Source organism: Vibrio xiamenensis, from assembly GCF_900100015.1.
In the GTDB taxonomy this organism is placed as follows: domain Bacteria; phylum Pseudomonadota; class Gammaproteobacteria; order Enterobacterales; family Vibrionaceae; genus Vibrio; species Vibrio xiamenensis.
Window position 1 is genome coordinate 91,359 of sequence record NZ_FNDD01000002.1, and the last position, 14,836, is coordinate 106,194.

The window sequence follows — 14,836 nt, forward strand, 5'->3', positions numbered from 1 at the left end:
GTCAACACTGTGATTTTTAACAAGTTTACAATTGGATATTATTTAGGCATGAATCTCGATTTCGACTTAAACCATATTTGGCATCCGTATACGTCAACACTGTCGCCTCTTCCGTGTTATCCGATAGTCTCAGCGCAAGGCGTGTACCTGAAGCTTGAAAATGGCAAGACGCTTGTCGACGGTATGTCTTCCTGGTGGGCAGCCATTCATGGTTATAACCATCCGCTGCTTAATCAGGCTGCTCATGAACAAATCGACAAAATGTCCCATGTGATGTTTGGCGGGATCACTCACCAACCTGCGATTGAGCTTTGTGAGCGATTGTTATCTCTGGTGCCAAATAATTTAAGCAAAGTGTTTCTAGCAGATTCCGGCTCCGTATCCGTTGAAGTAGCGTTGAAAATGGCACTGCAATATTGGCAAGCAAAAGGGGAAAATCGAAGTCAATTCTTGACACTCAAACATGGCTATCACGGCGATACATTTGCCGCCATGTCAGTCACCGACCCTGATAATTCAATGCACAAACTGTATAAAGGTTTTCTCCCAGAGCATCACTTTGCGGATTCGCCTCAAACTGGCTTTTGGCAAACTTGGCAGCCTTCGGATATCGACAGCTTTGCTGCCAAGCTGGACATGCATCAATCAGAAATTGCAGCGGTGATCCTTGAACCTATTGTCCAAGGTGCGGGAGGGATGCGTATCTACCACCCAGAATATTTACGCCAAGTGCGAAAACTGTGTGACCGATATAATGTGCTGCTCATTGTCGATGAAATCGCGACTGGATTTGGACGTACAGGCAAACTGTTTGCCTGCGAGCATGCCAATATTCAACCGGATATCATGTGTGTGGGTAAAGCTCTGACTGGCGGCTATATGACTTTAGCGGCAACGCTTACCACCAAGCATGTCGCTGATACTGTCTGCTCTGGTGAAGCGGGTTGCTTTATGCATGGACCGACGTTTATGGCTAACCCACTCGCCTGCGCAGTCGCAAATCAGAGTTTAGCCTTATTGCAAACCAATCAATGGCAGCAACAAACTCGCCAAATTGAAACTTGGTTTGCACAGTTGCTACCTAAGCTTAATCAATATGAAGAGGTCAAAGATACACGCTGGCTTGGCGCGATTGGCGTGATAGAGTTGCATAAACCCGTTGATATAGCATTAATCCAACAGCATTTTGTCGCGCAAGGGGTATGGATTCGTCCATTTGGCAAGTTGATATATATGATGCCGCCTTTTATCAGTAATCGAAAACACATTACTCAACTTGTTAATGCTATAGAGTCCGCGATTATTCAAAGCGACAATTTACTGGTGCATTAAGTGCAAAAAAGCGAGCCTAAAGCTCGCTTTTTATTTATTCAGTCATTGAATTACTGTGATACGGCCCATTGCAAGAAGGCTTTACGTTCTTGTTCATTCAATTTTAAGTATTGCTGCTTAAAGGTATCCAATGTTTGTTGGACTTGAGGTGATTGAGAAAAAGTCTTAGACGACGTCACCATATTAAGTGATGCCTTACCCCCACTTTGATTATATTTTTCAATATCACGAATATAATCACGTCCCAAAGTCACACCACGAATACTTAAAGTATCTTCGACCACAGGAATAGATTGCCCCGCAGAGTTTTTAAGCGCCCACTTCAACTTATCGATTTCAGCGTTGGCTTGACGAGCATTACGATAATTCGGCAAATCAAACGTTAATGTGGTATCTGCCGCATCAAATTTCGCCACTATATATTGACCGTAGACCTTAGTGGCATTATCACGGTCAACAAATGCAGGAATATATTGGAAAAGAATCTGATTCACACCATTAGAGAGCGATAATGTTTTATCTCCACCTAAAAAATTACTATCAAATTCTGGATTGTCTTGATTAACCACGTAAACACTTACGTTGTCTGGTATCTCTAGCTCAACACTTGCCAATGCAGAGAAGGACACCAAGGCAGATAACGCACAAGCACTAACAATTCTAGATAACATCACAATTTTCCATTCTTTATAAAATAATAAACCCAGCCGAAGCTGGGTTTATTTTAACAACTAAGCAACTGATTACCAGTAAACGCGAACGCCTACACCCCAGTAGCTATCATCTGTACTTTCGGTTTGAGTATGGGTAGCGTATTCTGCATAGGTGCGTGCCCAACTAGCGAGTTTGTATTCAACACCAGCGTATACGTTGTTATAATCGTTGCCTTCAGTACTGAAGTCTTTAATAAATTCGTAACCACCGTATACAGAAGTTTTATCTGCAACTTTTGCGCTACCAGCTACAACGATAGAGTCAGAAGATAGATCTAACGCATCATTTTTAGAGTGCCAGTAAGTAGTACCGATGTTCCAATTATCAGCGTCGTAAGCAACGGTAATCATGCCATGTTTGATATCATCGCCACCGTCGATGTTGTAAATACCACCACCACCATACACAGAAATAGCGCCGAATGAAGTACCTGCGAAAGCTTCAGTCGTTGATAAATCAGCACCGATATCACCACCAGCATAGTCTGCACTGCTGTTATCTGCTGAATAAGCAAGTTTAAACCAAGCTGAATCACTTTCGACTTCATACTTGATCATACCTTGCTGCAACCAACCAACATAATTACCGCCACTTTCTGGAAGTACGCTAGCACCACCAAACTTTGAGTTTTCTGCACCCCAAACATCATCTGAAAGAATGCTGTTTAGACCTACAGAAACTTTACCGTATTCATGAGCGTCGATACCTACATAGTGCTTGCGCATGAAGTTATCGCTATCGGTATCACCGATGTTAAATTCGATAGAACCGAAAACATCGTAAGCATCAGAAGCTGCATAACGCGCGTCAACGCCAGCGCGAGATGAGCCAGATTTTAGAGTTACATCAGCATCTTCTTTCTTCTGACGAAGTTCTTCACGAATTTGACCCCAGAAATCAACAGAAGCTGTATCTGTTTTCAAGATTTCAGCTGCATTTACAGATGTTGCTGCTGTTGCAGCTACTACGATAGCTAATAGCGTTTTTTTCATAATTAATCCACTGCCTTTTCTATTGTATGGGAATTCCTTATCCGGTTCCCTTTATGTTTTTTGATGGTGACTCAACCAGTTAGATTAGAAGCCGCCCTCAACAAATCTGCAGCTAAGATTGCAGAATATTCACCTAACTGTCAAATATTGTAAAAAAACATCTAAAAAAATAAAAAAATAAATATTAATCATATAGTTACATTATTAGTTGTATTTTTTTCGACCAAGATCTAACCGGAACAAAAGTTTATCCCCATTCCCTAACTTAGAGTCCAGCCGATATTTATTCCTGAAAAAGCATAAAAAAACAAAAATATTAGAATTTTAATCTATTAGAAGTGGCTTTCTAGAGTTATATATTTTTCACATTTAGAATTTAATCCATTTCGTTGAGGGTTCAGTTTTTTTTTGTGAACTCGATCTCCCTTTGAAACAAAAGGATTCTGTTTCGTGAGCTAGGTACGTTTTAGCAAACTGTGCTAACATCGCGGCACTTATGTTAGGGGCCCCGCATGACCACCAGTAAAGTTCAACAAGCCATCCGCAATAGTTATCAAAACCTTCAGCATCAACTCGAAAATTTTATTCCGCGTCGAGCGCAGAATTATCTGGTAGCGGAAATCGCCAAAACCTTATGCGGTAGCTACCACAAGCGTAATCGCATGATCGTTGCGGAAGCGGGGACCGGAATTGGCAAATCCCTGTCCTATTTGATGGCGACTATCCCTGTTGCGCGTTTTAACAATCGTAAAATCGTCATTTCTACCGCGACCGTTGCTTTGCAAGAACAGCTGATTAATAAAGACTTGCCTCTTTACCGTCGTCTTACCGATTTTGAATTCAGTTTTTTGTTGGCAAAAGGTCGCCAGCGCTATTGCTGCAGTGAAAAAATGGCGGCGGCATCCGGGGTTGATGGTGGACAACTCGCGATGTTTGAAACCAAACCTAAAGCCAAAGATATTGAACTGTTAAAAACGCTATATGAGAAATTGCAGCAGGGGAAATGGGATGGTGATAGGGATTCGTGGCCACGGCCTATCAGCGAAGAACTTTGGCGACTGATTGTGAGCGACAAGCACAGTTGCAACGGTTCATTGCATGCCCACCGTAGTTGCCCGTTTCAAAAAGCGCGCTCTGAACTGGATAAAGTCGATGTCATTATTGCTAACCACAGCCTGGTCATGTCGGATATTAGCTTAGGTGGCGGTGTTATTTTGCCTGAGCCAGATAACACTATTTATGTGTTTGATGAAGCGCATCATCTCCCACAAGTGGCTCGTGACCACGCATCAGCAGCAGCCAGTTTAAAAGGCGCAGCATCTTGGCTCGAGAAGCTCAACCAATCTGTGACAAAACTGGCAAACTTAGCCGATGAAAAGCGCGTAGCTCGGTTTAGAAATGAGCTGCAAAATGCGGCGCAGGAGCTGATACCCGCTTTAAGCCAGCTAAGCCAACGATTTCACGCATCTGAATTCGTGGATAAAACCTACCGTTTTGAACACGGCGAACTTCCAGAGTGGTTAGAACAAGAATCCAAACAACTAAAACAGCTATCCAGTAAAGCTTGTCTCGCGGTCGCCAAAATTGCCGACCTTATTGCAGAGCGGGTCAAAGACGGAGAAATTGCGAGCCGATTAGCAGAACCCGCTCTTGCTGAGCTGAGTTTTTACATTCAGCGTACTGAAAACTTAGCCCAGGTTTGGCAGCTCATGGCCCAACCTCAGCCCGAAAAAGGCGCCCCACTGGCACGCTGGCTCGAAGTGAGCGATGAGCGTGAAGGTGACTTTGTTGTCAATGTTTCACCGCTCGAAGTGGGCTGGCAGCTTGATCAACAAATTTGGAGTCGATGCGTTGGCGCGGTGTTAGTGTCAGCCACGATTCGAGCCCTGAATTCGTTCAGTTTTTTCTGTCGCCAGACGGGCATCAGCGACAAACCTGACGATGGCGTACAATTTCTCGCTTTGGCTTCCCCTTTTGATTATCAGCAGCAGGCTGAGCTCTATGTACCAAAGATGGCTTACGAGCCTCAAATGCCAGAATTTACCGACCACCTTATTGAGCGTTTGCCTAATTTGATGGCAGAAAACAAAGCCAATCTCGTTCTGTTCGCGTCTTATTGGCAAATGAACCAAGTCGCGAAAGCCTTGTCGATGGAATTCACCAAAAAAGGCTGGTGCTTGCAAATTCAAGGCGAATCATCTCGAACAGAAATTATAAATAAACATAAAAAACTTATAAAAAACCACAAAACTAGTATTTTATTTGGCACTGGTAGCTTCTCCGAAGGTTTAGATCTTCCCGGAGAACTACTAGAAAACTTAATCATTACAAAAATCCCGTTTGCGGTGCCTACTTCACCCGTGGAACAGGCGCACTCAGAGTATATTCAAGCCAAAGGTGGCAATCCTTTCATGCAAATTGCGGTGCCCGAGGCGAGTAAAAAGTTGATCCAATCGGTCGGTCGTCTGCTGCGTAAGGAGAAAGATTCTGGTAGAGTCATCATCCTTGATAGGCGCCTAATCAGTAAAAGGTACGGCAAATCCCTGCTCGACTCTCTGCCGCCGTTTAAACGTCATATTGAACACTAGGGCATCAACACCCAGCGTTTGATACCAACAAATAAAAAGTAGAAGAAAGATTTATGGAGATGTTTGAGCCAACACTGCTGTTGGTGCTGGCCCTAGTCGCCTTTATTGCAGGATTCATTGACGCGGTCGCTGGAGGCGGGGGTATGCTCACCGTGCCTACCCTATTGTCGATGGGGTTACCCCCTCATTTAGCACTGGGAACCAATAAACTGGCCGCCACCTTTGCCTCATCGACAGCCGCATTTACTTATTATAAAAACAAGCTGTTTGAACCCAAGAATTGGTACCGCGCTTTCGTTTCAACCCTGATTGGTGCAACGCTTGGTACGTTATTCGTCGATGCCATCAGTACCGCTTGGCTTGAAAAGATTCTACCGCTGATCATTCTGGCGGCAGCCATGTACACCGTTTTTCATAAACCTTCGGCATCGCAGCATAATTCCCTACCGCCACAATGTGCTAAATTCCATAAAAAGCAATACACTCAAGGTTTCGCGATTGGTTTTTATGACGGTCTCGCCGGACCTGGCACCGGAGCATTTTGGACAGTGAGCTCCATGGCGCTGTATCGATTAAATATTTTGCTTGCGTCTGGCTTGTCGAAAGCAATGAACTTTACCAGCAATCTAACATCGCTCGTGACCTTTGCGCTGCTCGGTCATATCGATTGGACATTAGGCTTAACCATGGGATTTTGCTTGATGGCCGGAGCTTTTGTCGGCGCACATTCAGCCATTCGCTTTGGCGCGAAATTTATTCGTCCAGTATTTGTCACTGTCGTGAGTATTCTTGCCATCAAACTGGCTTACCAAGCGTGGTTTATCAATCTATGAAAGATTTTAATCAGCTAAAAGTCACCTTCGAGCAGCTTGAACAACAAGCAGCTGAACTGGATAGACGTCGCGGTGAGCACCACCAGCCACTATTTGATGAACGATTGTTCCGTGGTCAATCTCGCTTATTAACCCCTTGTGTAAAAGAAGCCATTTCGACCTTTGATGCCATCAACCGAGAAAAACAAAACGGCCTGTTAACGTCGGCTCGCGCTGAGTACCTTACCGAGCGTCTTTTTGCCCAGCTTAATGCAATCCAAAGAGAGCTGGCCACCACCACTATTCGCGGCAATGAACCTAAGCACTCGAGCTATTACCGAAAGCCGATCAACACCCTCTACCAAGAACTCGCCCAACATCAAGATTGGGAGCGACGATTAAAAGATATGGTTCGAGAGAAAGAATATCTGGTCGCCCATTCCAGCTTCAGCGAGCAGCAGGCCGCGCAAAAAGCATTATTTGCAACCGAGCAGCGCCTAAAACGCTGCCAAGCCGCTAAACTCAAACTAGAAAATCAAATCACTTACCGAGAGCGAAATCAGTAGTCATGTCGACCTTCACGCCAGACAAGCCTAACCAAGCCACGCATTCCCTTGAGAATGCCCCTGATGATATCAAACTTGCCGTTGACCTAATCTATCTTCTTGAAAGCAATAAAATTCCGGTTGAAACTGCACTGTCTGCATTAGAAATTGTAAAAACTGATCTAAAACGTCAATTGACTGAGGAAAATCGCTAGATGTACCAACTGAGCTTTGATATGACGACCTTTATGCAGCAGGTTTGGCAAAAAAAGCCGCTGGTGATTAAGCAAGGATTCATCAATTTTGAAGACCCGATTAGCGCCGATGAACTTGCTGGGCTGAGCTTAGAGCAAGAGATCGATTCACGCTTTATTAGTAACTTAGATGGTCAATGGAAGGCTATCCATGGACCACTGGAAGAAAGCTTATTCACCGAATTGCCCGAAACCCACTGGCAACTTGTGATTCAAGCAGCGAATCACTGGCATGCAGGACCAAGCGAGTTGATGGCGCCATTTAAGTCACTGCCGCAATGGTTATTTGATGACGTGATGGTTTGCTACAGTGCACCGGGAGGCGGTGTCGGCCCACATATTGATCAATACGACGTTTTCATCATTCAAGGTCAAGGGAAACGACGTTGGCGCGTGGGAGCCAAAGATCATGGCCAATATCAAGAGGTCATCCAAGGTGGCGCTCTAAGGCAAATTGAATCGTTCGATGCCGAGATTGATGAAATATTAGAACCTGGGGATATTTTGTATATTCCGCCAGGTTTTCCTCATCAAGGCGATACCCTTGAAGCGAGCCTAAGCTACTCGATTGGTTATCGCTCACCAAAAGAGCAAGAACTGCTGAGTAACTTTGCCGATTACGTGCTAGCGCACGATATTGGTGACGAACATTTACATAAACCAGAGATGTTACCGCAGCATAATTTCGCTGAAATTCGCCATAGCGATTTAGCCAGTTTAAACGACATGCTGCGTAAAGCGCTCAATGATGAACATTGTGTGCAAGAGTTTATCGGTGCAATGCTGAGTCAATCTCGTCACCAACTTAATATCATTGCCCCATCACAACCATTGAGCGAGCAAGATATCCAGCAATTTTTATTTCAAGGCGAATGTCTTTATAAAGTACCCGGGCTCAAGAGCTTATACCATCAAGGTGCTGAACACGTCGCGTACATTAATGGTGAGCGCTTTGAGGTGGAACCCGAGTCTTCAGCGCTGCTGACGACACTGTGCAACCATGAGCAAATATCACTGAATCAACTGCCAAAGTCACCGAGTGGTGAGCAGTGGCAACTGATTACCTCTCTCGTCAACAAAGGTTATTGGTATTTCGATGTTGAAGAGCAGTATTAAGCCCCTGCTTTGAGAAAAAATAAGCCGCTTTCTGCGGCTTATTTTTTACCTGTTACAGCCAATTACACCTTAAATTGATTCACTAGCTGTTTTTGTTTCTCTGACAATTGACCGATTTGCTGACTCACTGTTTCCGATTCTTCTGCCTGCGAGAGAATCTGCGCACTTAAATCGCGAATATTCGCCACACTGGTATTCACTTCGGTTGATACCGATTGCTGCTCTTCTGCTGCTTTCGATATTTGAGTGTTCATATCAGTAATCGATGCTATCGATGAAAACACATGCTGCAATTCGTCGACTGCGACTTTGACTTGCGACGCCGAATTATTAGCAAGTTGGTTACTTTCCTGAATCACCGTCACCACATCGTTAGTGCCAGTTTGAACTTTATTAATCACGTGGCGAATCTCTCCCACCGAGTCTTGGGTACGCTTGGCCAAATTGCGAACTTCGTCAGCCACAACCGCAAATCCACGTCCTTGCTCACCCGCCCTAGCCGCTTCAATTGCCGCATTCAATGCCAGCAAATTGGTTTGCTCGGAAATTTCTTCAATCACCTGCAAAATATCGGTGATATTAGCGTTACTCTTGGCCAGTTCTTGAACAATTGGCACCGCTGCATCCATGGTTTCAACCAAACGACGCATTTGCGCCTCTGAAGACTCAATGACCTGCTGACCCGTCATTGCCGATTGGTTCGCCTGTTGCGCCGCTTGAACTGCGTTTTCGGCATTTTGTACCACCAAGGTTGCCGTTTGAGTCATCTGTTCTGATGCCGTAGCAACTAAGTCCACTTCCTTAAACTGCGAATCACTGCTCTGGCGAGTTTGCTGGGCGGCTACCGTCGATTGCTCTGTGGTGGTGGCAACCAAGTACGTGTTGTTAACCACTTCGCGAATGATGTCTTGTAGCTTATCAAGAAATGCATTGAAACCTGCCGAGAGCTGGCCGATCTCATCGTGACTTTTCACATCCAAACGCTGAGTTAAATCCCCCTCTCCCGATGCGATATCGTCAAGGCGCCTTGCGACCTCTTTAATAGGTTTCACCAGCCGAACCGCCATAATGCCGATGACCAATAAACCGATAACGACAAAAATACTGCCGGCTACAACTTCAGTGACGACACCTTTTGAAACTTGCTCACTGATCAAACCATCCAAAGTGTTCGCATCGGCCAGCACACTGGCTCGCGGCATTTCAAATAAAATACCCCAGCTTTGATTGGCAATAGTGATCGGCGCGAAAACCATCAGCCACTGATTATTTTCACTCCATTGCGTCACCACTTCTTGACCATAAAGAAGATCCACCAAATCATCGTTACTGATATTCGGGCTTTCAAATGGCTTGCCTACTGGCAAACTGGCATCGTCACTGGCGATCAACGAACCATCAAGACTGACGATATTCATGCGCCCTTGGCCGTCGAACAAATTGGCATCCGACTCACTCGCCAATTCAGCCAGTTTATTAAGTCGCAGATCGATCCCAAAATAACCAATCGCGATATGGTTACGTAAAATAGGCACCGAGATAGAAGTGGTTAAAAAATGGTTGGAGCCTGATTCTACGATACGTGGCGTACTGACACAGGTAGTATTGCGAATCAAAGGACAATAAAAGCGCTCACTATTATCACCATCGGCTAAGTCTTTTTCGCTCAACACGTGCTCTTCGACCGATTGACCATCGGCTGTCGTTTGCCAATATGGCGCGAAACGTCCAGTCTCGTTCGAACCCACGTAGGCTGCGTTAACATAATTGGCGTCTTCGCTATCAAGGCCGTCTTGACGAAAAACCAAGTAAGCACCTTGAATGGTGTCAAAATTGGTCACCGCATTTCGCACGATGTCATTAAGCGCGGTACGCAGCGCTTCGCTCTCGCCAAAATTTTCTTCGGAATTGTTTTTCTGGAATGACGCACTGTCAGCCAGCATTTCGGCGCGATAGAGCGCTTCATTCAGATACTCAGATATTTCCGTTGCGTTGAGTAACGCTGTGGTTTGCACCAACTGCTGAGATTTATCTTTTACTGATTCTGAGCTACTGGCTTTGATGATTTGTTGATTTGAAACCGCATTATATACTGAAAAACCAATCAACGAGAGTGAGGTGATAAGCAGGCAAATGCCCGATAATAAAGTAATTTTCCATTGAACAGACAAAGTTCGCATTTTACTTCCCTTTTCGCAAACTGAATTAGAACAATTACACCATAATGCGTCTAATTATCAAACAAAAGTTAATTTTTTGTTGTCAGTAATCAAATTATCAACAGCAAAAAACACGCTCGATTTTAGAGTTTCACCACGGCGCATGTTAATATTCGCTATCAGCCGAACAAAGGACGAAAAATGAAAGTAATCAGCTTCAATATCAACGGACTACGTGCCCGTCTGCATCAGCTTCAAGCTTTGATCGACAAACATCAGCCCGATGTCATTGGCCTTCAGGAGATCAAAGTCCATGATGAGGCGTTTCCCTTGGAAGACGTTCAAGCCATGGGCTATGAAGTGTACTTCCATGGTCAGAAAGCGCATTATGGCGTCGCTATGCTGTGTAAAAAGACGCCGATCAGCGTACAAAAAGGGTTCCCAACCGATAACGAAGACCATCAAAAACGTATGATTATGGCGACGTTTGAAGATGATAACGGCGATAAAGTGACGGTGCTCAACGGCTACTTCCCACAAGGCGACAACATCAGCCACGAAACCAAATTCCCATACAAGCGCCAATTCTATCAAGACCTTATGGGCTATCTGAATGACCATCACAGTAGTGATGAACAGTTGATCGTAATGGGTGACATTAATATCAGCCCAATCGACTTGGATATCGGTATTGGTGAAGTGAACCGTAAACGCTGGCTAAAAACCGGTAAATGTTCATTCCAACCGGAAGAGCGCGAATGGTTGCAGACGCTGCTTGATTGGGGATTTGAAGATACGTTCCGCAATCTTCATCCAACGGTCGATGATCAATTTTCGTGGTTTGATTACCGCTCGCGCGGATTTGATGACAACCGCGGACTGCGCATTGATGTGATTCTTGCCACCCCTTCTCTAGCAGCTAAGTGCCAAGAAGCAGGCATAGACTACGAGCTCAGAGGCATTGAAAAACCATCGGATCACGCGCCAATCTGGAGTGTATTTAAATAATCATCAGCCTCTGGCGTTGTATATTTTATATGCTTTGATAATAAAAAAGGGCCAAACGGCCCTTTTTTTGTGTTTTGTATATAACCTTAGCTACGCGGTTTTAGATAGGCTAGGAAGCGTTTTTCAGCGTTCTTAAACACCCACAAAATGATAAATGTCAGGCACATATAGAAAAGACCTGCGGTTAAAAACGACTCAAACGGCGCATAGTAACGCGAGTTCACTAAACGTGCGGCTCCAGTCAAATCCATAATGGTGATGATGCCCGCCACGGCGCTGCCATGCAGCATAAAAATCACTTCATTACTGTAGGCAGGAAGTGCGCGGCGCAGTGCGCTTGGCAGTACAATACGACGCAAAGTTTGCGTTGAGCTCATGCCATACGCTTTCGCCGCTTCTACTTCACCCTTAGGCAAGCCATTGATTGCGCCGCGAATGATCTCTGCGGTATAAGCCGAAGTATTGAGAACAAACGAGACTAAAGCGCAAAACCAAGCATTTTCCCACAGGGTGTCTTTGACTGGAAAAAATTGGTCCATTCCGTAGTAAATCAAATACAGTTGCACCAGAAGTGGCGTCCCACGGAAAAAATAGATAAATGCCCAGCAAGGAAGGCGTAATATTGCGTTATGGCTGTTTCGTGCAATCGCCAGTGGAATCGCCACAAAAATACCAATCACTAAGGATAATGCCACCAACCATACGGTCATCCACAAACCGTGGAGATAAATCGGAAAGCTTTCAGCTATTAATGAAAAATCCATCTTGTTCTACCTCGTGTGCATGGAGAATTTGCGTTCAACCAATTTGAGTAATCCGGTTGACACACTGGTAAAGAACAAAAAGATCACCGCCACAGCCATATAGAAAGTAAATGGCATTTTGGTCGAACCCGCGGCTAGCGAACTGATACGCACCATATCTTCAAGACCGATGATCGAAACAAGCGCTGTTGTTTTAAGCAATACCAACCAGTTATTACCAAACCCAGGCAGAGCATGACGAATCATTTGCGGCAATAAAATGCGGCGAAATGACAATGCCGGGCTCATACCATAAGCCTTTGCCGCTTCCATTTCGCCCTGATCGACCGCCATGATCGCGCCGCGAAACGTTTCGGCCATATAAGCGCCAAAGATAAAACCAATCGTCAGAACCCCTGCTGAAAACGGACTAACGTCGATGTAATCAGGTAAGTAAGAAGTCCATTCGTGGTTAGGATCGGTTGATGCAAACCAGTTATTCAGCCACTCATTGACAGCATACAAACTGTTATTCAGCAGAATTTGACCGCCGAAAAAGATCAGCATCATCAGAACTAAATCGGGAATACCACGGATGATAGTGGTGTACAAGGTTGCAATTGAACGTAAAAAACGGTGAGAAGAGAGCTTTGCTAACGCACCTAACATGCCCAAAATCATGGCCAAAACTAGCGATAACACAGCGACTTCAATCGTTAGGAGTGCCCCCTTTAAAATAGAGGCTTCATATCCATGTAAATTCAGCATAGATGAGTTCCAATAACTAAACTCAAGAAGCGCTGACCACTGAACTCAGTGGCCAGCAAGATTACGCGTGGCGAAGATTAATCGCCGTAAACGTCGTAATTGAAGTATTTGGCTTCGATTTTCTTATACTCGCCGTTGTCACGTAGCGCTTGGATCGCTGCGTTCAATTTAGCGGTTAAGTCTTTATCTTGTTTACGAACGGCAATGCCCATGCCGTCACCAAACCATTTTGGATCCGTCAGTGATGGACCGACGAACTCGTACTTATCGCCGCCATCTTTATTGATAACACCTTCTTCAAGCGCAGACGCATCACCAAGAACTGCTGCGATACGACCGTTAGCAAGATCTAGGTACGCATCATCAAATGAACCGTAGCGCACGATGTCGACTTTATCGCCGTAGTTGTCAGTTAGGTATTTATCGTGGGTAGTCGCGCGTTGTACACCAATTTTCACGCCATCAAGATTGCTGAAATCTAGACCGGCGCCTTTTTTAGCGATGAATTTATTTGGAATTTGCGCATATTTGTTAGTGAAATCGACTTTCTTTTTACGTTCTTCGGTAATCGACATTGCCGCGATGATCGCGTCGTATTTACGTGCCAACAGCGAAGGAATGATACCGTCCCAGTCTTGCGGTACGATTTTACACGTCACTTCCATTTGCTTACACAAAGCGTTGGCCATATCCACATCAAACCCTTTCAGTGAGCCATCCGCTTCTGTCCAGCTAAACGGAGGATAAGCGCCTTCAATACCAAAGCGAACTGTTTTCCAGTCTTTAGCTTGAGCCATACCTGTCGCTGCGGTAGCAGCTAAAGCTGCAACAACTAACCACTTTTTCATTTCCATACTCCTGTGATTGTATTTTTTTGTTTTGTTTGTGTTGTGTTTAATAGAACTTATCTGTTCACAGTCATTTGAGCTAACTGCAAATCTGGATTGTTATTCGATATTGATTCGGCTTACCTGCAGCAGATAGCCGTTTTTAGCGCTTTATATGCGCCAAATGCCATTAGTAAATCGACGAAATAAACTGTTTTAGACGCTCGGATTTTGGCTGTGAGAATAACGTTTTTGGGTCGCCCTGCTCTTCCACTTTACCTTGATGCAAAAACATCACATGGTTAGAGACATCGCGAGCAAACGCCATTTCGTGCGTTACTACTAACATAGTGCGCCCTTCTTCGGCCAAATCGCGCATTACGCCAAGCACTTCACCGACTAACTCTGGGTCAAGCGCGGAAGTCGGTTCATCAAACAGCATCACTTCAGGGTCGACAGCCAGCGCCCTAGCAATGGCTGCGCGTTGCTGCTGACCGCCCGAAAGGTGGCCTGGGTAGTAATCTTTACGCTCATATAAGCCGACTTTATTCAATAATTGCTCTGCTTTTTCAATCGCTTGCTGTTTAGGTACACCAAGGACATGAACCGGAGCTTCAATAACGTTTTCAAGTACCGTCATGTGTGACCAAAGGTTAAACCCCTGGAATACCATAGCGAGACGAGAACGAATTCTTTGAACTTGTTTATCACTGGCAGGCACTGACACACCTTGGCGGTTACGCTTCATTTCAATCAATTCACCATTGACCCAAATGTCACCTGCAGACGGCGTTTCAAGTAAGTTGATACAACGAAGAAAGGTGCTCTTTCCTGAACCGGAAGAACCAATGATAGAAATTACGTCGCCTTTGTGCGCTTCTAAAGAGATGCCCTTTAGCACTTCATTTTGGCCAAAGGTTTTATGTAGTTCTTTGATGTTCAGCGCGGGTACATCATTCATGCGCTAGTGCTCCCTAT

The 14,836-nt window shown here is 44.9% G+C and carries 14 protein-coding genes; 7 read left to right on the forward strand and 7 right to left on the reverse strand.

Annotated features, from left to right (window positions below; all coding sequences use genetic code 11):
- The first annotated feature begins 48 nt into the window (after positions 1 to 48).
- Positions 49 to 1,332, forward strand: a complete 1,284-nt coding sequence (bioA, locus tag BLS03_RS02115) for an adenosylmethionine--8-amino-7-oxononanoate transaminase (RefSeq protein WP_093268999.1) — start codon at positions 49 to 51, stop codon at positions 1,330 to 1,332.
- A 50-nt stretch (positions 1,333 to 1,382) separates the two neighbouring features.
- On the opposite strand, the gene BLS03_RS02120 is transcribed toward bioA, so the two are convergent.
- Positions 1,383 to 2,003: a DUF2057 family protein gene (locus tag BLS03_RS02120; protein WP_093269002.1), complete on the reverse strand. Its 621-nt coding sequence runs from the start codon at positions 2,001 to 2,003 to the stop codon at positions 1,383 to 1,385.
- A gap of 72 nt (positions 2,004 to 2,075) precedes the next feature.
- Positions 2,076 to 3,038: a porin gene (locus BLS03_RS02125; RefSeq protein ID WP_093269006.1), complete on the reverse strand. Its 963-nt coding sequence runs from the start codon at positions 3,036 to 3,038 to the stop codon at positions 2,076 to 2,078.
- A gap of 512 nt (positions 3,039 to 3,550) precedes the next feature.
- Here BLS03_RS02125 and dinG point away from each other — a divergent pair.
- The 5 genes from dinG to BLS03_RS02150 are packed head-to-tail and all read left to right on the forward strand — an operon-like array spanning position 3,551 to position 8,353.
- Entirely contained in the window at positions 3,551 to 5,626 is a 2,076-nt protein-coding gene (gene dinG, locus BLS03_RS02130; RefSeq protein ID WP_093269009.1) for an ATP-dependent DNA helicase DinG, read from the forward strand.
- 53 nt (positions 5,627 to 5,679) lie between these two features.
- Positions 5,680 to 6,459, forward strand: coding sequence for a sulfite exporter TauE/SafE family protein (locus tag BLS03_RS02135; RefSeq protein ID WP_093269013.1), 780 nt, complete (start codon positions 5,680 to 5,682; stop codon positions 6,457 to 6,459).
- Positions 6,456 to 7,004 carry a primosomal replication protein gene (locus BLS03_RS02140; RefSeq protein WP_093269016.1) on the forward strand — a complete coding sequence of 183 codons (549 nt, stop codon included), beginning with the start codon at positions 6,456 to 6,458 and terminating at the stop codon, positions 7,002 to 7,004. Before BLS03_RS02135 ends, BLS03_RS02140 begins: the two co-directional genes overlap by 4 nt.
- A gap of 2 nt (positions 7,005 to 7,006) precedes the next feature.
- A complete protein-coding gene (gene rsmS, locus BLS03_RS02145) occupies positions 7,007 to 7,198 on the forward strand; it encodes a pleiotropic regulatory protein RsmS (protein ID WP_093269019.1) in 192 nt (63 codons plus the stop codon).
- Positions 7,199 to 8,353 (forward strand): ribosomal protein uL16 3-hydroxylase, encoded by a 1,155-nt coding sequence (locus BLS03_RS02150; RefSeq protein WP_093269022.1) that lies wholly within the window; start codon positions 7,199 to 7,201, stop codon positions 8,351 to 8,353.
- Positions 8,354 to 8,415: 62 nt separating this feature from the next.
- Here BLS03_RS02150 and BLS03_RS02155 read toward each other — a convergent pair whose 3' ends face one another.
- Positions 8,416 to 10,533, reverse strand: a complete 2,118-nt coding sequence (locus BLS03_RS02155; RefSeq protein ID WP_093269024.1) for a methyl-accepting chemotaxis protein — start codon at positions 10,531 to 10,533, stop codon at positions 8,416 to 8,418.
- Between the two features lie 180 nt (positions 10,534 to 10,713).
- On the opposite strand from BLS03_RS02155, the gene xthA reads away from it, so the two are divergent.
- Positions 10,714 to 11,520 (forward strand): exodeoxyribonuclease III, encoded by an 807-nt coding sequence (xthA, locus tag BLS03_RS02160; protein WP_093269027.1) that lies wholly within the window; start codon positions 10,714 to 10,716, stop codon positions 11,518 to 11,520.
- An 86-nt stretch (positions 11,521 to 11,606) separates the two neighbouring features.
- Here the strand turns inward: xthA and BLS03_RS02165 are convergent, their stop codons facing one another.
- From BLS03_RS02165 to BLS03_RS02180, 4 genes are all read right to left on the reverse strand, one after another.
- Complete coding sequence (locus tag BLS03_RS02165) at positions 11,607 to 12,284, reverse strand: ABC transporter permease (protein ID WP_093269029.1); 678 nt, start codon at positions 12,282 to 12,284, stop codon at positions 11,607 to 11,609.
- 6 nt (positions 12,285 to 12,290) lie between these two features.
- On the reverse strand, positions 12,291 to 13,031 hold the full coding sequence (locus BLS03_RS02170) for an ABC transporter permease (RefSeq protein WP_093269032.1): 741 nt from the start codon (positions 13,029 to 13,031) through the stop codon (positions 12,291 to 12,293).
- 77 nt (positions 13,032 to 13,108) lie between these two features.
- A complete protein-coding gene (locus BLS03_RS02175) occupies positions 13,109 to 13,879 on the reverse strand; it encodes an ABC transporter substrate-binding protein (protein WP_093269034.1) in 771 nt (256 codons plus the stop codon).
- A 169-nt stretch (positions 13,880 to 14,048) separates the two neighbouring features.
- Positions 14,049 to 14,819 (reverse strand): ABC transporter ATP-binding protein, encoded by a 771-nt coding sequence (locus BLS03_RS02180; RefSeq protein WP_093269037.1) that lies wholly within the window; start codon positions 14,817 to 14,819, stop codon positions 14,049 to 14,051.
- Positions 14,820 to 14,836: the final 17 nt, after the last annotated feature.